The 21,387-nt window shown below is 51.4% G+C and carries 21 protein-coding genes, 1 pseudogene, 1 riboswitch and 1 other annotated feature; of the genes and pseudogenes, 8 read left to right on the forward strand and 14 right to left on the reverse strand.

The window, feature by feature from the left end:
* A pseudogene (locus OCT58_RS06275) lies at positions 1 to 103 on the forward strand (IS30 family transposase); the annotation flags it as partial.
* Positions 104 to 125: 22 nt separating this feature from the next.
* On the opposite strand, the gene OCT58_RS06280 reads toward OCT58_RS06275, so the two are convergent.
* Both OCT58_RS06280 and pepV read right to left on the reverse strand, forming a co-directional pair.
* Positions 126 to 623: a universal stress protein gene (locus tag OCT58_RS06280; RefSeq protein WP_267202028.1), complete on the reverse strand. Its 498-nt coding sequence runs from the start codon at positions 621 to 623 to the stop codon at positions 126 to 128.
* A 76-nt stretch (positions 624 to 699) separates the two neighbouring features.
* Complete coding sequence (gene pepV / locus OCT58_RS06285) at positions 700 to 2,100, reverse strand: dipeptidase PepV (protein WP_267202029.1); 1,401 nt, start codon at positions 2,098 to 2,100, stop codon at positions 700 to 702.
* A 96-nt stretch (positions 2,101 to 2,196) separates the two neighbouring features.
* Here pepV and OCT58_RS06290 point away from each other — a divergent pair, with 96 nt between their 5' ends.
* Positions 2,197 to 3,057: an NAD(P)H-hydrate dehydratase gene (locus OCT58_RS06290; RefSeq protein ID WP_267202030.1), complete on the forward strand. Its 861-nt coding sequence runs from the start codon at positions 2,197 to 2,199 to the stop codon at positions 3,055 to 3,057.
* Positions 3,058 to 3,123: 66 nt separating this feature from the next.
* Here OCT58_RS06290 and OCT58_RS06295 read toward each other — a convergent pair whose 3' ends face one another.
* The 6 genes from OCT58_RS06295 to OCT58_RS06320 all read right to left on the reverse strand — a co-directional run bounded on the left by OCT58_RS06295 (position 3,124) and on the right by OCT58_RS06320 (position 11,537).
* Positions 3,124 to 4,773, reverse strand: coding sequence for a putative polysaccharide biosynthesis protein (locus OCT58_RS06295; protein WP_438361116.1), 1,650 nt, complete (start codon positions 4,771 to 4,773; stop codon positions 3,124 to 3,126).
* 305 nt (positions 4,774 to 5,078) lie between these two features.
* Positions 5,079 to 5,342 (reverse strand): type II toxin-antitoxin system HicB family antitoxin, encoded by a 264-nt coding sequence (locus OCT58_RS06300; RefSeq protein ID WP_267202031.1) that lies wholly within the window; start codon positions 5,340 to 5,342, stop codon positions 5,079 to 5,081.
* Between the two features lie 66 nt (positions 5,343 to 5,408).
* Positions 5,409 to 7,829 carry a leucine--tRNA ligase gene (gene leuS / locus OCT58_RS06305; RefSeq protein WP_267202032.1) on the reverse strand — a complete coding sequence of 807 codons (2,421 nt, stop codon included), beginning with the start codon at positions 7,827 to 7,829 and terminating at the stop codon, positions 5,409 to 5,411.
* A gap of 74 nt (positions 7,830 to 7,903) precedes the next feature.
* Positions 7,904 to 8,113: a binding site (T-box leader), on the reverse strand.
* Positions 8,114 to 8,162: 49 nt separating this feature from the next.
* Entirely contained in the window at positions 8,163 to 9,350 is a 1,188-nt protein-coding gene (metK, locus tag OCT58_RS06310; RefSeq protein WP_267202033.1) for a methionine adenosyltransferase, read from the reverse strand.
* Positions 9,348 to 9,464, reverse strand: a riboswitch (SMK box riboswitch). It overlaps the preceding gene by 3 nt.
* A gap of 43 nt (positions 9,465 to 9,507) precedes the next feature.
* The gene (locus OCT58_RS06315) at positions 9,508 to 10,044 is read right to left on the reverse strand and encodes a DNA-3-methyladenine glycosylase I (protein ID WP_267202034.1); all 537 of its coding nucleotides are present in this window, start codon (positions 10,042 to 10,044) and stop codon (positions 9,508 to 9,510) included.
* A gap of 56 nt (positions 10,045 to 10,100) precedes the next feature.
* A complete protein-coding gene (locus OCT58_RS06320; protein ID WP_267202035.1) occupies positions 10,101 to 11,537 on the reverse strand; it encodes an MFS transporter in 1,437 nt (478 codons plus the stop codon).
* Positions 11,538 to 11,657: 120 nt separating this feature from the next.
* On the opposite strand from OCT58_RS06320, the gene OCT58_RS06325 reads away from it, so the two are divergent.
* Positions 11,658 to 12,113 carry a Fur family transcriptional regulator gene (locus tag OCT58_RS06325; protein ID WP_267202036.1) on the forward strand — a complete coding sequence of 152 codons (456 nt, stop codon included), beginning with the start codon at positions 11,658 to 11,660 and terminating at the stop codon, positions 12,111 to 12,113.
* A 64-nt stretch (positions 12,114 to 12,177) separates the two neighbouring features.
* Here OCT58_RS06325 and OCT58_RS06330 read toward each other — a convergent pair whose 3' ends face one another.
* On the reverse strand, positions 12,178 to 13,527 hold the full coding sequence (locus OCT58_RS06330; protein ID WP_267202037.1) for an amino acid permease: 1,350 nt from the start codon (positions 13,525 to 13,527) through the stop codon (positions 12,178 to 12,180).
* Positions 13,528 to 13,635: 108 nt separating this feature from the next.
* On the opposite strand from OCT58_RS06330, the gene OCT58_RS06335 reads away from it, so the two are divergent.
* The 3 genes from OCT58_RS06335 (at position 13,636) to OCT58_RS06345 (ending at position 15,025) form a co-directional block, all read left to right on the forward strand.
* A complete protein-coding gene (locus OCT58_RS06335) occupies positions 13,636 to 14,166 on the forward strand; it encodes a VanZ family protein (RefSeq protein ID WP_267202038.1) in 531 nt (176 codons plus the stop codon).
* 37 nt (positions 14,167 to 14,203) lie between these two features.
* Complete coding sequence (locus tag OCT58_RS06340; RefSeq protein WP_267202039.1) at positions 14,204 to 14,371, forward strand: hypothetical protein; 168 nt, start codon at positions 14,204 to 14,206, stop codon at positions 14,369 to 14,371.
* A 132-nt stretch (positions 14,372 to 14,503) separates the two neighbouring features.
* Positions 14,504 to 15,025 carry an HdeD family acid-resistance protein gene (locus OCT58_RS06345; protein WP_267202040.1) on the forward strand — a complete coding sequence of 174 codons (522 nt, stop codon included), beginning with the start codon at positions 14,504 to 14,506 and terminating at the stop codon, positions 15,023 to 15,025.
* 52 nt (positions 15,026 to 15,077) lie between these two features.
* On the opposite strand, the gene OCT58_RS06350 is transcribed toward OCT58_RS06345, so the two are convergent.
* Positions 15,078 to 15,839 carry an SDR family NAD(P)-dependent oxidoreductase gene (locus OCT58_RS06350; protein WP_267202041.1) on the reverse strand — a complete coding sequence of 254 codons (762 nt, stop codon included), beginning with the start codon at positions 15,837 to 15,839 and terminating at the stop codon, positions 15,078 to 15,080.
* Positions 15,840 to 15,852: 13 nt separating this feature from the next.
* The gene (locus OCT58_RS06355; protein WP_267202042.1) at positions 15,853 to 16,671 is read right to left on the reverse strand and encodes a hypothetical protein; all 819 of its coding nucleotides are present in this window, start codon (positions 16,669 to 16,671) and stop codon (positions 15,853 to 15,855) included.
* A 120-nt stretch (positions 16,672 to 16,791) separates the two neighbouring features.
* On the opposite strand from OCT58_RS06355, the gene OCT58_RS06360 reads away from it, so the two are divergent.
* A complete protein-coding gene (locus OCT58_RS06360; RefSeq protein WP_267202043.1) occupies positions 16,792 to 17,373 on the forward strand; it encodes a TetR/AcrR family transcriptional regulator in 582 nt (193 codons plus the stop codon).
* An 88-nt stretch (positions 17,374 to 17,461) separates the two neighbouring features.
* On the opposite strand, the gene OCT58_RS06365 is transcribed toward OCT58_RS06360, so the two are convergent.
* From OCT58_RS06365 to OCT58_RS06375, 3 genes are all read right to left on the reverse strand, one after another.
* Positions 17,462 to 17,896 carry an Hsp20/alpha crystallin family protein gene (locus tag OCT58_RS06365; protein WP_267202044.1) on the reverse strand — a complete coding sequence of 145 codons (435 nt, stop codon included), beginning with the start codon at positions 17,894 to 17,896 and terminating at the stop codon, positions 17,462 to 17,464.
* Between the two features lie 299 nt (positions 17,897 to 18,195).
* Positions 18,196 to 18,822, reverse strand: coding sequence for an aggregation-promoting factor (gene apf, locus OCT58_RS06370; protein ID WP_267202045.1), 627 nt, complete (start codon positions 18,820 to 18,822; stop codon positions 18,196 to 18,198).
* Between the two features lie 149 nt (positions 18,823 to 18,971).
* The gene (locus OCT58_RS06375) at positions 18,972 to 19,481 is read right to left on the reverse strand and encodes an acyl-CoA thioesterase (RefSeq protein WP_305069102.1); all 510 of its coding nucleotides are present in this window, start codon (positions 19,479 to 19,481) and stop codon (positions 18,972 to 18,974) included.
* 173 nt (positions 19,482 to 19,654) lie between these two features.
* Between OCT58_RS06375 and OCT58_RS06380 the strand changes: the two genes are divergently transcribed.
* Positions 19,655 to 21,352 carry a phosphoenolpyruvate carboxykinase (ATP) gene (locus OCT58_RS06380; RefSeq protein ID WP_267202046.1) on the forward strand — a complete coding sequence of 566 codons (1,698 nt, stop codon included), beginning with the start codon at positions 19,655 to 19,657 and terminating at the stop codon, positions 21,350 to 21,352.
* Positions 21,353 to 21,387: the final 35 nt, after the last annotated feature.

Genomic DNA, 21,387 nt, shown 5'->3' on the forward strand with positions numbered 1-21,387 from the left:
GATGCATCGTCGGAATAACATTCCTCGCAAGTCATTGAACTACCGCACACCACTTGAAGTATTCATGAAGCACGTCACCGATGAGCAACTAGCTTTTTTCTAACTTAATTTGACATTTCGGGTACTTAAATCTCAGGATAACTGTTTTCTTTGATGTCTAATTTCTTGTTCTTCATGTCGGTCTTAACTACCGTCACGTCGCAAGGTGCTTCACGAATCGTGTAGGATGCGGTCGAACCGACAATTAACCGGCCAACTACGTTTAACCCCGTAGCCCCGATGACGATCAGGTCAATATCGTGCTCGCTCGGGTAGTGTTCAGCCAGTTCTAGTTTGGCATTGCCAATTGAAACTTCGGTAGTGACGTTTTCGATGCCGGCGTTTTCGGCCTTAGTCCGGTATGCCCCGAGCCGTTTCTTCATTTCTTCAACAGCAGATTCATAAATGCTGTGGTCAACGAAGCCATAGCCGCTCGGTCCGGTCGTTGGATAGCGCTCGCCGTTGATCACGCTCAGTAAAAAGAGTTGAGCATGATTCTGCAGAGCAAGCTCAACCGCCTTATTGAAGGCCATGTCTGATTGTTTGGACCCATCGATCCCAACTAAAATCTTTTGATAACTCATAAAAACACCTCCAAAAACTACTTCTTGCTACAACCCTATTTTACCACAAAGTTGTCTAGTTTCTGGGCGATTATGATTAATCCGTGACCAGGTTGTTAATTGCCTCCATGTAAATCGCCATCGAACGGATTAGGTCAGCCACTGGTTGATATTCGTTCGCCTGGTGCATCGTATTTGGCGTCTGCGGCATCAGCGCACCAAAGGCCACGCCTCGTTCCATCAGTCGACCATAAGTACCACCACCGACGACTTCCGGCTTAGCATCCTTGGCGCCCGTTTGGTGAATGTAGGCATCCATCAGGGTTTTGACAATTGGATCGCTTGGATCAACGTAGTGCGGTTTCTGGGATGGCCCCTGCTTGACCGCAATGCCCAACGGATCTGCCACCTTCTTGACAATGGCTTCCAGTTCGTCCGGACTAATACCTTTCGGGAAGCGGAAATTCATGTCAATGTCACCGCCGTTTTCAGCGTCAAAGTTAAGAATCCCGGCATTCATGGTTAATTTACCCATGACCGGATCCGTGTAAGCACCATCAAAGCCCTTCATCCGGGTATCCAGGTGCAGGTACTTGGCCAAGAAGTGAATGAAGCTCTTAGCACCAGCCGCAAAGGCATACTGGTCCAGGAAGGTTGCCAGGTAGGTTCCGGCATTAATCCCCTGCTCTGGTTCCATCCCGTGAGCCGCCTTCCCGATCACGGTCAGCTTCAAGCCCTCAGTCGTTGGTTCAGCTTTCCCTTGGATTGGATTCTCGTCGACAAACTGGTCAAAGGATGCTTGGACTTGATCCGCGTCCGGAACAATTACTTCAGCAACTGCTTCACGTGGCACCATGTTGAAACGCAAACCGGAGTGGAAGCTCTTCAGAACATAATCCGTCCCATTGGTGGTCGGCACACTGAGCTTCAGTGAAACCTGGCCCTTTTCACCGTTGATAACCGGGAATTCGGCGTCTGGTGAGAAGCCCAGGGTCGGTGCCGGTTCAACTTCAAAGTAGCGGTGCATCCCTGTCCAGTTGCTCTCCTCATCGGTCCCAACGATAAAGCGCACGCGCTTATTAAAAGCCACCCCTTGGTCCTTTAAGTACTTGAGGGCGTAGTAAGCCGCCATCCCAGGGCCCTTATCGTCGGAGGCACCCCGGCCGTACAGGTTGCCGTCCTTGATGACCGGGTCAAAAGGATCGGTGTCCCACCCCTTACCTGCTGGCATCACGTCAAGGTGGGCTAGGATTGCCAGGGTCTCATCGCCTTCGCCCCATTCGGCGTAACCGACGACGTTGTCAATGTTTTTAGTCCGAAAGCCATCCTGCTCAGCCATTTCCAAAAAGGCTGCCAGTGCTTTGGACGGACCGGGACCCAGTGGGTATTCATCGGTAGCCGCACTGTCATCACGGACACTCTTGATCTTCATCAGGGCCACTAAATCTTCCAAATAATTTTGCTTTTGGCTCTCAGCGGCCGCTAACCAATCTGTCATTTGAATTCCTCCAATTCATTTCAATTCAATTCAGCTAAAATAATGATACCATTAAAGTGCAGTACTTAACATTGAAATCATTTAGGAAGTGTCAATATGGAAGAATTAACCGAACAAATTTTGCACGATGTTATCAAGCCACGGCCCGCACATAGTTTTAAGGGAACCTTTGGTAAGGTAACCCTGGTTGGCGGCAACCGCAACTTTGGCGGAGCTATCATCATGGCTTCAACGGCAGCAGTTTGCGCCGGCGCCGGTCTGGTCACAACCTGTACTGATGCTAGCAATTCCGGTGCCCTACATTCCCAGCTACCCGAAGCAATGTTTGCGGACTTCACGGATGATGAACAGGTCGCCAGTTTGGTTGCCGCGGCTACGACGGTCGTGGTTGGCCCCGGCCTTGGCGATGATGAACAAAGTCTCCACATTCTTAAAAACGTCTTTGCTCACACCACTGCCGAGCAAAACGTGGTAATCGACGGTTCCGCCATTACCCTGATGGCCCGGGAAAAACTGACGGCTCCGCTAGGAAAGATTATTTACACGCCCCATGAAATGGAATGGCAGCGTCTCTCGGGGATTAAAATTGCCGACCAGACCGAGGAGGCTAACCGGACAGCCCGAGAAAAACTCAACGCCACCGTCGTCTTGAAGAAACACCACACCGAGATCTACACGAAAGACAAGGTCTACCAGCTGACCATCGGTACCCCGGCCCAGGCCGTCGGGGGGATGGGTGACACCCTGGCCGGAATGGTTGGGGGCTTCACGGCCGAATTTCACCAGCACCCACTCCAAGCCGTGCTAGCCGCCGTCTACGCCCATAGCGCTGTTGCCGAAAAAATCGCTGAGGATCAATATATCGTCCTTCCCCACCAGATTAGTCGTGCCCTGCCGGCCTTCATGAAAGAAATGGCTGAGGCTGAAGACGACCATCATATCGGCTTTCTAGGCTAAAAGTAATTGGTACGAATAAAAAGAACGTTCTGACCACCACCGCGGCAGTCAGAACGTTCTTTAATTTTACCGAATATGCAGTTTGCGCCGCAATGCCGCCGAGCGAGCACCGATGATTGAATCGGCCAGCCGGAATTTAAGCGCCAGGTAGAGGTAGACGCCAACACCGACCGCTACTCCTGGAATCAGGGAGAAGAAGGCAGTAAAACGGCCGTACGGGCTAACAAAGTGACCAATCAGCACCATCACCAGCTTGGTGAAGACGAACATGATCAAAGAGAAGCAGAGGATCTGGTTCGTCGGCCGGGCCATCTGGGCAAAGTGCATGTTAAATTCCATGTTGAACGAGTGCAGGATCAGATAGTTGACCACAAACATCGAGATGCAGGTCGCCAGCAATGGTCCCAATCCCTGCAGCAGCCAGATGCACGGTAGCTGAATGATCAGTTTGACCACCAGGCCAATTGCCAAGAATTTCATCATCCGCTTGTTTTCAGAAATTCCCTGCATCATCGCGGCGGCCACTGTGTAAAGACCCATTGGAATCGCCACGAAGGAGGCAAATTCCAACACGGTCACCCCAGCTGGATCGTAGCGGTAAAAGACGGTATAGACCTGCTGGGCAACCGCGGCGAGGCCCAGGGCAGCCGGAATCATCACGAAGTAGAAAAGCATTAAGACGTTTTCAATCTGCTTGCGCATCCCCTCCTGATCGTTTTGTGCCCGGGCGGTGGCCAGCAGCGGGATCACCGTGGCGGCCATGGCCGAAGCCAGTGAGATCACGATCATGTAGAGCTTGTTAGCGTTGAAGGAGAAGAGGGCATAGAGGACGGTGATTTGGTAGTGGGTAAAGTTTCCCACCATCTTCATCATGTGCGGGAATGTAAACTGGTCAATTAACTGGTAGAGCGTGATCCCGGATTCGATTACGATAAAGGGAATCGACTGGTAGGCGATCTTTAAGACCAGGCTTCCGGTCGAAACTTCCCGATCCTCGACACTGTTGGCAACCAGGCCGTTCATCTCGCCCAGATGTTTCATCCAGGCCATCGCCAGGACAATGATCGCCCCGATTGCTCCGATGAAGGCCGCAAAAGTCGACTGGGTGACAGCGCTGACCCAGCTGCCGTGCTGGATCTTCATGATGAAGTAGGTTGCCGCCAACATGTAGATGATCCGAAAGAGCTGCTCGACGAACTGCGACATTGCCGACGGAGCCATCCAATTATAGCCCTGCAAAAAGCCCCGGGTGATTGCCATCCCCGGAATGATCAGCACCGCCCAGGCCAGCGAGCGGATAACCGGGATGACGTTGGGGTCACCGTTGTCCATCAAAGAAGCACCAAACATCATAATCGTCGCACAGATGATCCCCATCGCCATCGCCACGTACATTCCAGAATGATAGAGCCGTCGACTGACCCCGTACATGTTGATTCCGTTATAGTGGGCAACCAGCTTCGAGATGGCGGACGGAATCCCCGCCGTAGCTACCACCAAAAAGAGGTTGTAGATGTTGTACCCCTGGGCAAAAAGGGCGTTGGCTTCGTTACTATAGGCCCCAAACCAGGTAACCCATGGAATTACGTAGAGGGCTCCCAGAATCCGTGAGGCAATACTTCCTGCCGTCATCCAGGCCGAACCGCTCAGCATTTTGGCCCGGGCGTCGTTTTGCGGTGCACCACGACGCGAATCATTCGTCTGTTCATCGTTCATGATCTGCAATATCCTACCTTTATTTGTTTAGTGGGAGGCTGGGAGCTAACCTAGCCTCTTTGCTGTTATATCGTTTACAAATGCTCCAGCGCGGTAGCTGGCTGCGACGCGAAGCTAGTCCGAACGTTGATGGAATCAACATCTGCCAAATAGGCTAGCTGCGCGTCGACGAGGGTGGGAAGACGAACTCACAAGCGAGTTCTGTCCCACTTTCTTGCTAATCCATTGTTAAAAAATTCAATCTTAACCATTTTAGCGTGTCAACGGAAACAGTGCAATTTGTTTTCGTGGATTTTGCCCTTTCTTTAGTACTGATCAAGGTCGACGGTGACCAGCCGGACATCTTTTCCCGGGAAATTTTTCTGCAGGTCGGCCACCTTGCTGGCAACCGGCGCCTTTTCAAAGTGCCCCAGCTTGTCGTTGATCGTAATGGCAAGGCCCAATTTAGCAAACTCCATCGCCTCAGCCATCGTCTTGCCCTGGGTGAAGGCCTCAGGCAGATCCGGGAAATCAACTTGAATTTCGTCATCCTTGGGGGTAAAGAAAGCCGGGTAACTAACAATTTCCATCAAATTCCTCCTTAATTAAAGAAGATGGACAGTGACGTTTCCGCCACAATCCATCTTCGACTCATTTTACTTAACAACAATGTTAACAATCTTGTTTGGCACCACGATAATCTTCTTCACGTCCTTGCCGTCAGTGAACTTCTGGACGTGTTCGTTAGCCAGGGCCTGCTTTTGGGCCTCTTCACGGCTGATATCCTTGGCCATCTTGATCTTGGCCCGAACCTTACCGTTAACCTGAACGATCATCTCAACCTCGTTTTCTACCAGGGCCTTTGGATCGTACTTCGGCCACGGCTGGTAGGCGATCGTGTCGCTGATGCCAAAGTGGCTCCACAGTTCTTCGGCCACGTGTGGCATTACTGGAGAGATCATCTTGACGAAGCCTTCCATGTATTCTACCGGCAGGTCTTCCGCCTTGTAGGCTTCGTTGACGAAGACCATCAGCTGGGAGATGGCGGTGTTGAAGTGCATCCGCTCGAAGTCCTCGGTGACCTTCTTGACGGTTTGGTTGTATACTTTGTCGAGCTTGCCGTCGTTGAAGTTGGAAACCCGGTCCCGCAGGTGGTTATTTTCATCCATCAGCAGGCGCCAAACCCGTTGAATCCACTTGTAGGACCCGTGGAGGCCTTCCTCATCCCACGGCACGGATTCGGTCAGCGGTCCCATGAACATTTCGTAGAGCCGCAGGGTGTCGGCACCGTACTTGTTGACGATGTCGTCCGGGTTGACCACGTTGCCCTTGGACTTGGACATCTTTTCGTGGTTGGCACCCAGGATCATCCCCTGGTTGACCAGCTTCATGAATGGTTCCTTGGTTGGAACAAGGCCCAGGTCGTAAAGCACCTTGTGCCAGAAGCGGGCGTAGAGCAGGTGGAGAACGGCGTGTTCGGCCCCACCGACGTAGAGATCAACTGGTGACCAGTAGTCGAGTGCCTTCTTGGAGGCAAATTCCTTGTCGTTGTGCGGATCGGTGTAACGCAGCCAGTACCAGGATGAGCCGGCCCACTGTGGCATCGTGTTGGTTTCCCGCAGGCCGTGGCGACCGTTCTTGTCGTAAACGTTGACCCAGTCCTTGACGTTGGCCAGTGGGCTTTCACCGGTCCCAGATGGTTCAATGTTGTCGGTGTCCGGCAGCTTCAACGGCAGTTCGTCTTCTGGAACTAGAGAAGTCGTTCCGTCGTCCCAGTGGATCACCGGAATTGGTTCACCCCAGTAACGCTGCCGACTGAAGATCCAGTCCCGCAGACGGTAGTTGACCTTCTTGTGACCGGCATCGTGTTCTTCCAGCCAGTCAATCATCTTCGCCTTGGCATCCTTGACGTTGAGGCCATCTAAAAAGCCGGAGTTGATGTGCTTGCCGTCGCCGTCAAAGGCCCCTTCGGACAGGTCGGCCCCTTCGATGATCGGCTTGATCGGCAGGTCGAATTTCTTGGCAAAATCGTAGTCCCGCTGGTCACCGGATGGCACGGCCATGACGGCACCAGTCCCGTAGGAAGCCAGGACATAGTCGGAGATCCAGATTGGCAGCTTTTCGCCGTTAACCGGGTTGATTACGTAGGAACCGGTGAATACCCCGGTCTTGTCCTTGTTCAAGTCCGTCCGTTCCAGGTCGGAACGCCGCGACGCTTCTTCCTGGTAGGCCTTAACAGCAGCCGCATGCTCCGGCGTGGTTAATTGGTCAACCAGGTCGTTTTCCGGTGCCAGAACGACGTAGGAGGCACCAAAGAGGGTGTCAGCCCGGGTCGTGAAGACTTCAATCTTGGTGTCTTCGCTGCCGGCAACTGGGAAGAAGACCGCGGCCCCTTCCGAGCGGCCGATCCAGTTCCGCTGCATTTCCTTGACACTTTCCGGCCAGTCGACCAGGTCCAGGTCGTCAATCAGCCGGTCAGCATAGGCGGTGATCTTCAAAACCCACTGCTTCATCGGCTTGCGGTAAACCGGGTAGCCGCCCCGCTTGGTCTTACCGTCTTCAACCTCTTCGTTGGCCACAACAGTTCCACCCATGAAGTCGGGTGCCCAGTTAATCATGATCTCACTCTCGTAGGCCAGGCCCTTCTTGTAAAGCTGTTCAAAGATCCACTGGGTCCACTTGTAATACTTCGGGTCGGTGGTGTTGACTTCCCGGTCCCAGTCATAGGAGAAGCCTAGTGATTGGATCTGGTCACGGAAGTGGTTGATATTTTGGTTCGTGAAGCCCTTTGGATTGTGACCAGTCTTTAAAGCGTATTGCTCCGCCGGCAGACCAAAGGCGTCCCAGCCCATTGGGTGCAGGACGTTGTAACCCTGCATCCGCTTCATCCGAGACATCACGTCGGTTGCCGTGTAACCTTCGGGGTGCCCAACGTGCAGTCCCTGACCGGACGGGTACGGGAACATGTCTAAGGCATAGTATTTCTTTTGGTCGGGCTTGATTTCCGCCTTAAAAGTCTTGTTCTTCTTCCAGAACTTTTGCCACTTGTTTTCAATCGCAGTATGATCGTAAGCCATTCTGTGCGCTCCTTTGTATAAAATCTAAGGTCCATTCATTGATCGTAATAAAAAAGTCCCGTAGGAATCCCTTCCTACGAGACGAAATTTAATCCGCGGTACCACCCGTTTTCCATGGTCTAACCATGGCCCTTGGCTCCTTAACGCGGAAAACGTCACCGCCTACTGGTTTCAGCGGCAATCTGCTAGACGAGTTCGCTATCGGCCGATCTCCTGCTCACAGCCCCGCAGGATCTCTGGGTGACCGTACCGACAACTACTAGTTCTATCACGATCAAATATTTACCAAGTATTCTAGCAACCATTGCCCCCAATTGCAAGGGGCCGGGCGCTTTATCCTAAAATCTTCTTTAGTTCGTCAACCTTGTCCAGGTGTTCCCACGGCAGGTCGATGTCGGTCCGGCCAAAGTGACCGTAAGCAGCGGTCTGCTTGTAGATTGGCCGCTTCAAATCCAGCATCTTGATGATCCCAGCCGGACGCAGATCAAAGATCTTCCGGACGGCGGCGATCATTTCCGCTTCGGAACGGATCCCGGTGCCAAAGTCATCAATCGAAATTGAAACCGGTGCGGCAACCCCAATGGCGTAAGCAACCTGGATTTCCAGCTTCTTGGCATATCCTGCCGCTACCAAGTTTTTGGCAATGTAACGGGCAGCGTAGGAAGCAGAACGGTCAACCTTGGTAGCATCCTTGCCGGAGAAGGCCCCACCACCATGGTGAGCAGCCCCACCGTAGGTATCAACGATGATCTTCCGCCCGGTCAGGCCAGCATCCCCCTGGGGACCACCGATAACGAAACGGCCGGTTGGGTTGATAAAGTACTTGGTCTGATCATCCAGGTACTTAGCCGGGATGACGGCCTTGATGACCTGTTCCTTGACGTCTTTTTTAATTTGGTCCAGCGAAACGTCAGGATCATGCTGGGTACTCAAGACAACCGTGTCCACCCGCAGTGGCTTATCGTTTTCATCGTATTCAACGGTAACCTCCGCCTTAGCATCTGGCCGCAGGTACGGAATCACGTGATCCTTACGCAATTGCGCAATTTTACGCATCAGCTTGTGGCTGAGCATCAGTGTCAATGGCATGTATTCAGGAGTTTCGTCGGTTGCGTAGCCAAACATGAGCCCCTGGTCACCAGCACCAATCTGGTCGAGCGGATCCGCGTCCCCTTCCCGGGTTTCCAGGGAATCGTCAACCCCCTGGGCAATGTCCGGCGACTGTTCATCGATCGCCGTGATGACGGCACAGTTGTCGGCATCGAAGCCGTACTTGCCGTCGGTATAGCCGATCTTACGAATCGTGTTGCGAACAACCTTTTGAATGTTGACGTAGGCTTTCGTGGAAACTTCACCGAAAACCAGGACCAGGCCGGTCGTGACGGATGTTTCTACCGCCACCCGCGAGTCCGGATCCTTTTCCAGCATCGCGTCCAAGATTGCGTCACTGATTTGATCGGCAATCTTGTCGGGATGGCCTTCGGAGACTGATTCTGATGTAAATAGGTGTTTTTCTGCCATTTGATTTAATTCCCCCATGTTCTAGTCGAAACTTTTCAACAGTTTTGTAGTTGCGGTTACAAGGCATCTTCACGGCAAGCGTGAATCCTATCGGGAATTTGCTTTATAACTTGACCAATCTTAGCATAAGACCGGACCAATAATCAATGCTCAGATCCTAAAGCCGAGCGTTGACCAAGCCGACCGCAGTCATAAACGAATAGACGGTCGTTGGTCCAACAAACTTGAAGCCGTCTTTCTTCATTTGCTTTGCCATCCGCTTTGACAGGTCAGTCTGGGCCGGCAGCGATTCGTCCGGGGCCAGAATCAGGCGCTGGGACTGGCCATCAACGAACTGCCAGACGTAACTGTCGAAATCCTGTCCCGCTTCTTGCAGTTGCTTGACGACCCGGGCATTATTGATGACGGCCGCAATCTTGCGCCGATTTCGGATAATGGCCTGATCTTCTTGAAGGCGCTGGGCATCGACCGCAGTGAACTGGGCAACCTGATCAATTTGAAAGTCGGCGAAGGCTTTTTCAAAGGCCAGGCGACGGAGCCAAATTGTTTTCCAGCTCAGGCCCGCCTGGAAAAGTTCCAGGCTCAACATTTCAAAGAGAAAACGGTCGTCGTGAACCGGCAACCCCCAGTAGTGATCGTAGTAGTCCTGCATTGCCAGGGAACTTTGGGCCCAGGCTGGTCGTTTTTCTGCCATGATATCCATCCTTTCCTTTCAAAAGCATCCTCTACTTAATTAGTACGGGAAAAATACTATTTCGTATTTTTCTTCTGGACATTTTTGAGCATTAAGGCCAGAATCAGGCCGATTATCTCCACGACGACCAGCATGCTAAAGACCAGGTGATAGCCGTGCAGGGCGGCGGTCAGGTGCGTGCTACCGCGGCGCAGCGCATTGGCAGTTCCCGTCGTCAAAACGATGGTGGAAACCGCTACCCCGGCTGAGCCGAGTACCTGTCGAACGGTGGTGATCACGGCCGTCCCGTGAGGAACCAGGTCATTTGGTAGGGCATTGGCGCCGAGAGTCACCGCCGGCATCATCACGAAGGCGTTGCCACCTTCGATCACCATCGCACAGAGAATCATGATCAACAAACTCCGCCGGTCGAGCAGACACAATCCGGCGACCCAGCCGGTGATGATCATCACCATGCCGACAATCATCGTGGGCTTAAAGCCAATCTTATCGGCCAGGCTCCCGGTCAGCGGGTTTAAGAGGCTGAGCAGCACTGCCCCGGGGACCAGGGCCATGCCGGAGACGAAGGGGCTGACCCCCAGGACGCCTTGGTAGAACAACGGGAAGATAATTGTCGTTACGATCAGAGCAATGTAGGAAATTGAAGTCAAAAGAATTGCCAAATCGTAGTTAAAGGTCTTCAGCACCCGCAGTTCCAACAGTGGCTGGTCAAGATGCAGCTGCCGGTAACAGAAGGCCGCCACCGCAAGGACGCTGACCAGTAAGAGCAGGCCATTGAACGTCCAGTTAACATTTTGCTTGCCGGCCTGGTTGACCACGTCCATGATCCCGATCAGGCCGACCGACAGAATCACGGAGAGCCAGTCGAGGCTGCTGGTGTGCCGAGTCATGACGTCACGGATCAAGCCGCTGCCCGCCATGAAGATGATCACGGTAATGACCACCATGAAGAGGATAAAGAGACCCTTCCAGGTGAAAAACTTCAAAACGATTCCAGAGACGATTGGTCCACAGGCCAGGGCCGAGCCCATTACCAGCCCGGCGACCCCCATAACCGTTCCCCGCTTTTCTTTGGGCGTAATCTCAAGCAGGACCGACTGGTAGGAAGGAAAGAGAACGCCGACCGCAAAGGCCTCCAGTGCCCGACCAATCATCATGAACCAAAAACCGCTCACGCCCCAGCTGGGCGGGGTGAGGATGATCATCAGCGATCCCAGGTCAAAGAGCCCCAGCGCCCCCATGAACATCGTCTTAAAGTTCAGATTATTCAGCATCCAGGGACTAATCGGCATGCTGACGCACATCACCAGCATGAAGCCGGTCGTCAGCCACTGCACCGTCGAAGCCGAAATACCAAAGGCTCGCATCAAGGTCGGGTAGGCCGTCGACAATGACGATTGGCTGATTGACATCGTAAAGGTCCCCACTAATAACGTGAAAATAAACCAAAACCGGCTGTAGGACCGGCCATTTTGATCAATACTTTTTTCCATTTTTCAGCCTTCTTTAGAATTATTATTGTTTAGCTGGGGAACATTATATATTTTACCTTCATGATTGTAAATGATATAATATCGGTAGATTACAACTATTATAAGAAAGGAGACTTGTTCATGGCAGAAGCGGAGTTTGACCGGGCACTCGCTACCCTCCGGTCCAATAAGGTGCGGCTAACACCCCAGCGAAAAGAAATCCTGGAATACCTGATCAGCCACCATACCCACCCGAGCGTGGAGATGATTTATGACGACCTCAAGGGGAACGTCAAAAATATCAGTATGGCGACGGTCTACAACACCCTGAAGCTGCTCGTCGACTATAATCTGGTCATCGAGTTAAAAAACGGTGATGGCAGTACTCACTACGACTACTTTGGTCATCCCCACTACCACGTTGTCTGCGACAATTGTGGCAAGATTAGTGACGTCTTCGATGAGCATTTTTCCTCCATCACTAAGGAGCTGCAATCCATGACCCGGAATAAGACCGGCTACCTGGTAACCGGCAGCACGATCGAAGTCCATGGTCTCTGCCCAGATTGTCAGCGCAAGTTGCATTTAAACCGCTAAATAACCCGGGTAATAAAGAAAAATCATCGCAATTCCAATCTGATTTGCGATGATTTTTTATTTTCTATTCAGTTTCTCGTTGACTTAACGAGACGACGCCAAGGATGGCAAACCAGACCAGGGTCAGGATCAAGGCCTCCAAGGTTTGGCGTTCCATGCAAAGAACCACCAGCACGAAGACCAGAAAGACCAGGACCAGGTAATCAGTTAACGGTGCCCCCGGCATCTTAAACTGCCGCTTTGCGGGGCATTGTTTGATGTAACGCAGATGAGCGGCGATGATGGCGGCCCAGATGAAGAGAAAGCTGGTCGTGGCAATGCTGGAAACAAAGGTGAAAACCCCACTCGGCATCACCATGTTCAGGATAGCGGCCAGGCCGATTACTAGGCAGGAAATCACGACCGCTCGCGCCGGAACTGCCCGTTTGGAAAGCTGGCTGATCTTCTGGATGGCCGGCCGATGGGCATCGGCCGTCAATTCCGCCAACATCCGCCCGGTCGTGTAGATCGAGCTGTTGCAGGCCGAGGCTGCCGCGGTGATGACCACGAAGTTCACGATGCTGGCCGCGCCCCGCAGCCCGGCGTCGCGAAAGACGAGGACAAAGGGACTGTTGTTTGGCGACAACTGGTTCCAGGGATAGATGCACATGATAACGGCCAGGGCTCCCAGGTAGAAAAGCAGAATCAACACAGCGATATGGTTGATCGCCTTGGGGAGGACCTGGCGGGGATTTTCGGCCTCCGCCGCGGTCACGCCGACCATCTCAATGCCGACAAAAGCGAAGACGACCATCTGAAAGGACAGAACGAAGCCGTGCAGGCCAGTTGGGAAGAAGCCTCCGTAGCGGACCAGGTTGGCTGGTGAGGCGACATAGCCCCCCTTGGACTTGAACTGGATCAGCATCATGAAGATCCCGACCGCCACCAGGATAATGATTGCCAAGATCTTAATCAAGGCGAACCAAAAGTTGATTTCGCCGAAAACGTCGACGGTGATCAGGTTCAAACACAAAAAGATCACCAGGGTAATTACCCCGGGAATCCACTGGGGCAGGTGGGGCAACCAGATCCGAATGTAGAGGCCGATCGCCGTAATCTCCGCCATCGCCAAGGCCAGCCAGCAAACCCAGTAGGCCCAACCGGTCACAAAGCTTATCCGGGGGCCAAGGTAGTCCCGGATCGCTTCCATGAAGGACCGGTAGTTCAGATTGGAAAGCAATAGCTCCCCCAGGGCCCGCATGATGCCAAAGCAGACAATCCCGGTAATCAGATACGCCAGCAAAATCGATGGCCCGGCCACCCGGATCCCTTTGCCGGCCCCTAAGAACAGGCCGGTCCCAATCGTACCGCCCAGGGCCATCAGCTCGATGTGGCGACTCTTGAGTCGTCGCTGCATCTGCTGCTTCTCACTCATTTTCCATTCACTCCTATGCAATTTTCGCCGGCACCTGTTCATCAAGGCGCCCGTGCGATATCATTGAACCTATATTGTATACCTAATTTTTTGTGAGGAGTAATCTTTTTGCGATCCTGGATTCCATTCACGACCTATTTTCTTTTGACCTTAATTCTTTTTTGGCGCTGGCCGCTCCGCCAGCGCTGTCGAACTGCTGGCCAGCGAGTAACCATTGTCACCTTCTTGATCTACTTGGTGGCAATCTACTGGCTCTGCCTGACCCCGGCCCAGTTCTCCTTTCCGTCGGCACCCAAAATTCTTTTCTACTTTCACGGCATTCCCTTCAACGCGGTCCCCTTTCAGGGCTTCAGTCTAGAATTTTTCCTCAACATCGTGATGACCCTTCCGTTGGGCGCCTACCTCTTCTTGATCAACCCTCAGCGCCGCTTTGAAGGCGCCATCGGCTGGGGCCTGCTCTTCAGTCTCTTCATCGAAAGCAATCAATTCGTTTGTGACTGGCTTTTTAACCTCCAGCGTCTCGCCGACATCGACGACCTGATTACTAACACCCTGGGGGCCATCGTTGGATTCTCATTAATGATCCTGCTCGACCAAAACGGCGGTCATAAATTTCTCCATTATTTTGTGCTCAAATAGGTAAAGTTTGCTACACTATAACATTGAGGTGAATAAAATGATTTCTAATGAACAACGGGCCCATGATATTGCCATCGCCCTAATGCAGGCCCACGCCAAGGACCTCAAGCCAATCGAGGCCTACCATGAATACGTTAATTATCTGCTGCCGATTCTCAAGGAAATCGACAAGGACTTCCCCCACGGCATCAAGGAACATTTGTAAAAAAGAGCGGACCAGTCGTCCGCAATTGTCTACTTAAAAGACACATTGCACCGACCGGTCCGTTTTCTATTGTACTGCTGTTCAAACTGCCTTATGATAAGAATTATCAAGCAGTTGGAAGGAGGGGTAACCATGCTTTATGAACAAAAGAAGTTTGATTGGTTTAGTCTGATTGTCGGAATTCTCTTCGTCCTGGCCGGGATTGCATCCCTAATGCACCCGGACAAGACCCTGCATTTCCTGGCAATTCTTGTCGGAATCGCTTTTATCCTGCGGGGAATCTACGAACTGTGGTTCCGGCAATTCGTCAACCGGGTGCTCAATGAGGGTTCCGGCTGGCTGATGTTCACCGCGATCCTGGACATTATTTTGGGGATCATTGTCCTGGTCTACCCGAACTGGGGAGTCCTCTACATCGCCATCCTGTTTGCCATCTGGTTCATCATTGATTCCGTCATGCAGATCAAGGCGGCCGGACTCTTCCGGGAGTTCCACCGGGGCTATTCGACCTGGCTGGTGATCCTCGGGGTCTTAAGCGTCATCTTGGGAATCATCCTGCTCTTCAGCCCGATGATGTCCGCAATGACGATTGTCTGGCTGATCTCCTTGTTGCTGATGGTCTTTGGGATCATGCACATCATCGAGGCGTTCTAGAATTGCCAAAATAAAAGCGGTAACTCGTTTTTCGGGTTACCGCCTTTTTCATTTAGTCCTGATTAACGTTTCGCATGATGCCCTTGTACAGGCCAAGCTGAGTGGCCCCGTTATCAACCACCTGGTCCGTCGCATTGATGTATTGCGAATCGTCACTGGCCAAAAAGAGCGTCACCCGGGCGATTTCAATTGGCTCGGCGCCCCGGCCGCCCGGAATTGCCTGAGCAAATTTGTCATACATTGCGGCCACCAGTGGCGTGTGCACCAGGCCGGGATGAACGGCATTGACCCGAATCCCGTACTTTTCAAATAAGTAGGCGGCCGACTTGGTTAAGCCCCGCACGCCCCACTTGGAAGTCGAGTAGGCCGTGAAGGGATGCCCCACCTCTCCGGCCATCGAGCCAATGTTCACAACCGAGGCGTGATCGCTCTCCTTGAGCAGCGGCAGGGTCGCCTTCATGCCGAGCATCGGTCCCGTCAGATTAACGGCGAGGGTCTGGTTCCAATCCGCTAACGTCCCGGCCTCAAGCGTGCTGTGGGTATCAATTCCGGCATTGTTGACGAGGATGTCAAGTCGATCAAGCTTTTGAACTGCTGCTTGCCAGTCTTCCTCGCTGGTGACGTCTAATTTAAGGAAGTCCGCTTGGCCACCCGCGTTCGTAATTTTTTCGACAACCTGCTCAGCCTGCTTTTGATCGCGATCCCCGATGTAGACGAAGGCGCCCTCACGCGCAAATAATTCGGCGGTGATCTTCCCCATCCCGCTTGCCGCACCGGTAATCAAGGCTACCCGATCGGTTAATTTTTGAGTCATTTTGAAATCCCCCTTAATTTTGGTCGTTATTATGTGCTGCCCGAATCCAATTGCTAAATTCAATTGCGAGGTGCAAAACGTGGCCCGTGGCCAGTTCCTTTGGCAGCGCCGTGGAGAAGAACAGGTTCAGATTTGCCTTGAAGTGGCCGTTTTCGTCCTTAAATTGGTGGAAGGCCGTAATTCCGGCATCCTTTCCCGTGGCAACGTCGTGACCGACGACGCACATGAACTTCGGATAAGATTCATTCCGCGGGATTGGGTAGTTGTCCGGATCATTCGTGAAATGCAGGTTGTAGTACATCGTTTTTTCGAATTCCCCCATGGTTTCAATCAGTTCCTGCCCCTGGCTGCCATTAACCTGGGTCGTCGCCACCAAGTAGTGCTCTGGATTGGCAATCAGCATTTGCCGTTCATCGTTAACCGTCTTGCGTCCTGCCCACCAGCCGAAGAATTCTTCCATGCTGATGCCCGTTGCCCCGATTACCACGTGGGCTTGATTGTACGAATGAGCCGGCTTAGGCAACTTACTGTATTGATTGCTCATATACTGGGTGTCTGCTTGCAGCAGCCGCCGCATTTGCTCGTCACCAATCTTCATTTTTAAGTCAACAACGGCCGCCTTAATTTCCGCCAATGAAACGTGCGGATCCTGGTTCAGTTGGTCCACTTTGCTGACTGCCGCGCGGTCAACTGCGATCGCGTCTTGCTGCTGATTTAGTCGGTCAACCAATAGTGTTGCCGCTGCGTGATAACGTTCAAGCTCGTTGGCCTGAATTGCTGCCTGAGAAACCGGATTGCCATTAATTGTGACCCGTAAATCGAATTGCTGCATTTGAGTCATCCTCCCATTCGTTCTTTGATTGATTATTGTTTACAATGCAATGATATAATTGCATTAGTTTTGATAGTACCGTTAATCTCGGTGAAACTGTCGGGAAAGTGAGGTTGCCCTATGTCAGCTAATCGTGGTAAAAGCAAGATTGTGAACACTTTCAAGAAGTTGTACATTCAATCCCCAATCACCCAAATCACGGTCACAAAAATCATCAAAGAAGCGCAGGTGAACCGCAGCACTTTTTACTACTACTTCAAAGACGCCTACGATCTTCAGGAGCAGTTTGAAAACGCGCTCTTAGATAGCTACTGTCAAATTGTCCGCAACAATCTTCAAACCGGGAAGCAGATTGCTAACATGGCCTACTTCTTTGCTCGCCTTCTTAAAATGGATGGCAGAGATTTTAAGGTTCTCTTTCTAAGCCCTAATTCGCCCCACACCAAGCAAAGGCTGCAAGAGGCCCTCGTTCCCTTTTATCGGGAAGTCATGGGCCTTGAAGACACCACTAAAGTCAACTATGCCCTCACCTTCTTCGTGGGTGGGATCGTGATGACCATTAGCAAGTGGGTCAGTGATGGCGAACAAGAATCGCCGGAAATGATTGGTAAAATGATCACCGCCCTCGTCTCCGATGGCTTTTTAGCCGCAGTAAACAAAAATGGTCTTCCCCTCTCTACGGGTATCAAAAAAGGCTCCTAACATTTTTGCTAGGAGTCTTTTAGAATTGCTTCACCGCCCTTAAGATGGCAGCGAATGTTGAAGTTTATCTTTTGGGATTGGTTGGGGATTAGTCAATTTCAATGTGGCTGTCGTTGTCCTCACTTGCGGCCAGCTTTGGCAGGTCAAGCGTCAAGACACCGTTCTCGTAGTGGGCACTAACCTTAGTCCGGTCAACATCTGGCAGACGGTACTGACGACTCATCTGACCATAGCTCCGTTCGCTATGCAGGATGTTGCCTTCCTTGTCACTGTCATCGGCGAAGGTGTCACGGTGACCAGTGACGGACAGAATGTTGTTGGCGTAGTTAATATGAATGTCCTTCTTGGCGAAACCAGGCATGTCGATCTTAACTTGGTAGCCCTTGTCGGTTTCAGCGACATCGGTCTTCATGTGATCAGATACCGGGGTTAAACCTGAGAAGAAATCATCGTTCATCCAATCACGCATGTTCATCAGATTATCGAATAAGTTGTTGTTACGACGTTGAATTTCATTAGCCATAATTGATTCTTCCTTTCTGTACCTTGATCTTGATTACACTTACTATCTTAATCCCGGCCGGGAGAAATGCAACAGCTTTTTAGCACTTATCGTCAAAGAGTGCTAATTTTGTTTTGACTATTATTGACCAAATTGTTAATTGCTACTCTCCCAAGGCTTTTCAGCAATTAAAATTACAGTGCTAGGGGATAACTTTTTTAGCAAAATTTATTTTCATATGAATTTTATGTCATATAAGAGCGCAAAAAAGGGTGATCCTCATCCCCAAGGATCACCCTTTAAGTTAATTAACTGATATTTTAGTACCAGCCGTGTGATTGCCAGAATGCCTGTGCGGCAGTCCAAGAACCGTAACGGCTCGCAACGTACTGATCAGCAACTCTTTCCTGGTTGGCAGCAGAGTAGTCGCCACCCAAGTAGGAAGAGGAAAGCTGGTACTTACCAATGTACTGACCGTTGGTAGCGGAGTAAGAACCACCGGATTCACGGCCAGCAATCCAAGCCTTCGCTGCGGCTTCACTACCGCTAACATTCGAAGAGTAGTTGGTAGTGCTTGCCTGACCAGTAGCAGCACTCGTCGTGTTCGTACTTGCTGACTGTGCAGCCGTAGTCGTGTTTTGGCTGGTTGCGCTCGGCAAAGTAGCTGCTTGGCGAGCAGTGGCAACGGCAACTTCGCCGTCGTCCTTGATAACCAGCTTTTGACCAACATAAATGACGTTCTTGTCGGCAATCCCATTGTTGTTCGCCAACGTGTCGACAAAGGTTAAGTCATGACCTAACTTGTAAGAAATCCCCGAAAGGGTGTCCCCTGCCTGAACCGTGTAAATTGAATCGGCATTGGCAGTTGTTGCAGTAGCAACGGTTCCCAGTGCGACGGCACCGGCAATTGCTGCTGTAATCTGGGCGGCTTTCTTCGATAACTTCATAAAAAAATCAATCCATCCTTTTTCTCAATAGTAAATCTGCGACCATCCGAACTGGTCGCGACAACGATAACTACTATACTAGATTGTCTTTACGGACTGATTACCGGGAGTTATCATTTTTCGTCATTTCTGTAAACTGCCTGTAATCTTTAGGCTAACCACGGCTTCTTTTTCGTGATCGCCTCCACGATGGTCTTTTGCCACTGCCGATTTTCCTTCCGGTGCAGTCGCCGAGTTTCATAACCCGCCACCATTGCGCGTTGCTCATCGGTCTGTGGAATCACGTGGTCATACTTGATCCGCTGGTCTGGATCCTGGATTACATAGGTCATAAAGCAGGTAAAACCGAGAAAACGCTCACCCGTCATCAGGTGTTCCCCGATCACTTTGACAAAAATTTCCAAAGAACGGCGCCCCACTCCGGTAACGTAGGCCTCCATGCACATTGAATCCTGCAGCTTGAACGGCCGCAAAAATTGTACATGGTCCATCGCTGCCGTGACCACGGTCGTCCGGGTTACCCGCATTGCCGCCACCGAAGCCTCACCATCGACCAGCTTAAGGATCTGACCGCCAAAAACCGTCCCATGTTCGTTCAAGTCGGCATTAAAGACCCGGTGCAAAGAAACTGATAATGTATCGTCGCAATTGATGTCCATAATTTAACCCCTTACATGTTGATTATACTAGTATTTTAACACACTTCCGTTGAGCCCTGTGGCCTTCAAAAACGAGGAATTTTCATAATCTTTTTTAATTTTATTATCATTTTTCTCTAAAAATAAACTATAATAGGTGCAAGCCTTAATAGATGAAAGGATTGATGGTACAGATGACGGAAAATAGTCAAAAGATTCAAAGCAGAGCACTTTACGCCAACCTTGATCGCGGTGTCGCCACTTTGAATCTAAGTGAAGCTTACTATAATGACATCTATTCACTGGTCAACAGTGAAGAACTTTTAAGCATTGTTAAGCTTTATCTTGGTTCGCGCAATCCAGATTACGATGACGACGCATTCGATAATGCAACACCGGAAGAATACGTTGAAATTATCAAGAAGATCTTAGTCAATGACGGCAGCGCCTACGATGTTTACGATCCAAAGGAAATCCTGGCCAGCGTCGAAGATCTCTACTCATTCTACCGTTCTTTGTTGCGGGTTTCCGTTGTAAACTACAACAACAGCAAGATCGCCGGCAATGAATTCAAGGTCATCGACACCCACTTAAACGAACTGGTCCGGAAGCTCTACCGGGTCATCGAAGAAAAGCTCCAGGGCTTTAAGAACCGGACCTACCGGGAAGTCAACGCCGCAACCAACGCCTCCATGCTGGTTCAGCCTAACAACTGGCCAATTCCAGAAGGCTACGAAGAATTACGGGATATCGACTTTATCGACACCGTCATGCTTCGTCCACCAATGATGATGCACACCAAGAGCAACAAGCGTGAAGGGGTCTTCTCAGCGGTTGACGAAAACCCAATCAAGCGTTTCCACGGTCAAAAGGGTCAGTGGTACTGCTACCCAGCCAAGATCGGTGAAAGCCTGGCCTACATCTACTTCAACGTTGACTACCTGGTCAACGGGATCGCCCTCTCCAACCTCTTCGAACTGGCATCCCCAGAAGAAATCGAAGGTCAAAAGCCGGATCTGATCTTGCTCTTCGGTCTCGAAAAGACGGAAGGGATGGTCTCCCACTACTACCTGGACAAGGAAAACGACATCTGGGTTGGTGAAGTGCCATATACTGACAAGACTACTTACTTCGGCTACATGAAGAAGATGTGCCTGACCTTGCACAACCTGCACCAGATCTACAATGGCAAGCTGCCAATCCACGGCTCGATGATGCGGATCCGCTTCACCAACGGGAAGGAAAAGAACGTGGTCTTCTTCGGTGACTCCGGCGCCGGGAAGTCCGAATCAATCGAAGCCCTGCAGGAAATCGCCGATGACAAGATTGTTGAAATGGAAACAATCTTCGACGATATGGGTAGCTTCGCAATTGGTGACGACGGCAAGCTCTACGCCCAGGGGACCGAAACCGGTGCCTTCGTTCGGCTCGACGACCTGAGCAGTGCCGTCGCCTTCAACAACATGGACCGTGGTGTTTACCTCAACCCTGAACGAAAGAACGCCCGGGTGATCATCCCGGCCGACACCTACGAACGGGTGATCACCAAGCACCCAGTTGACATGTGGCTCTACGCCAACAACTACAGCAGCGAGGTTGGTATTCACCAGTTTGAGACCGAAGATGAGGCCAAGGATGTCTTCGTCGCTGGGAAGCGGAAGGCCCTCGGGACGACCGATGAAGTCGGCATGAGCACCACCTTCTTCGCCAACCCATTCGGCCCGGTTCAGGAACAGGAGCGGACAAAGCCGATCATCGACAAGGTCTTCAACAAGTTCTTCAAGGATGGCGTCTACGTTGGTGAGATCTATACCCACCTGGGCAACGATAAGTCCAAGGAAGCCCTGCACGAATCCGCACAGGAACTGCTGAACCTACTGATGAACAACTAATCATTTGAATTAAAAATCAACGCCCCGGTATCTCT

It is taken from the genome of Limosilactobacillus kribbianus (assembly GCF_026413145.1).
Taxonomy (GTDB): domain Bacteria; phylum Bacillota; class Bacilli; order Lactobacillales; family Lactobacillaceae; genus Limosilactobacillus; species Limosilactobacillus kribbianus.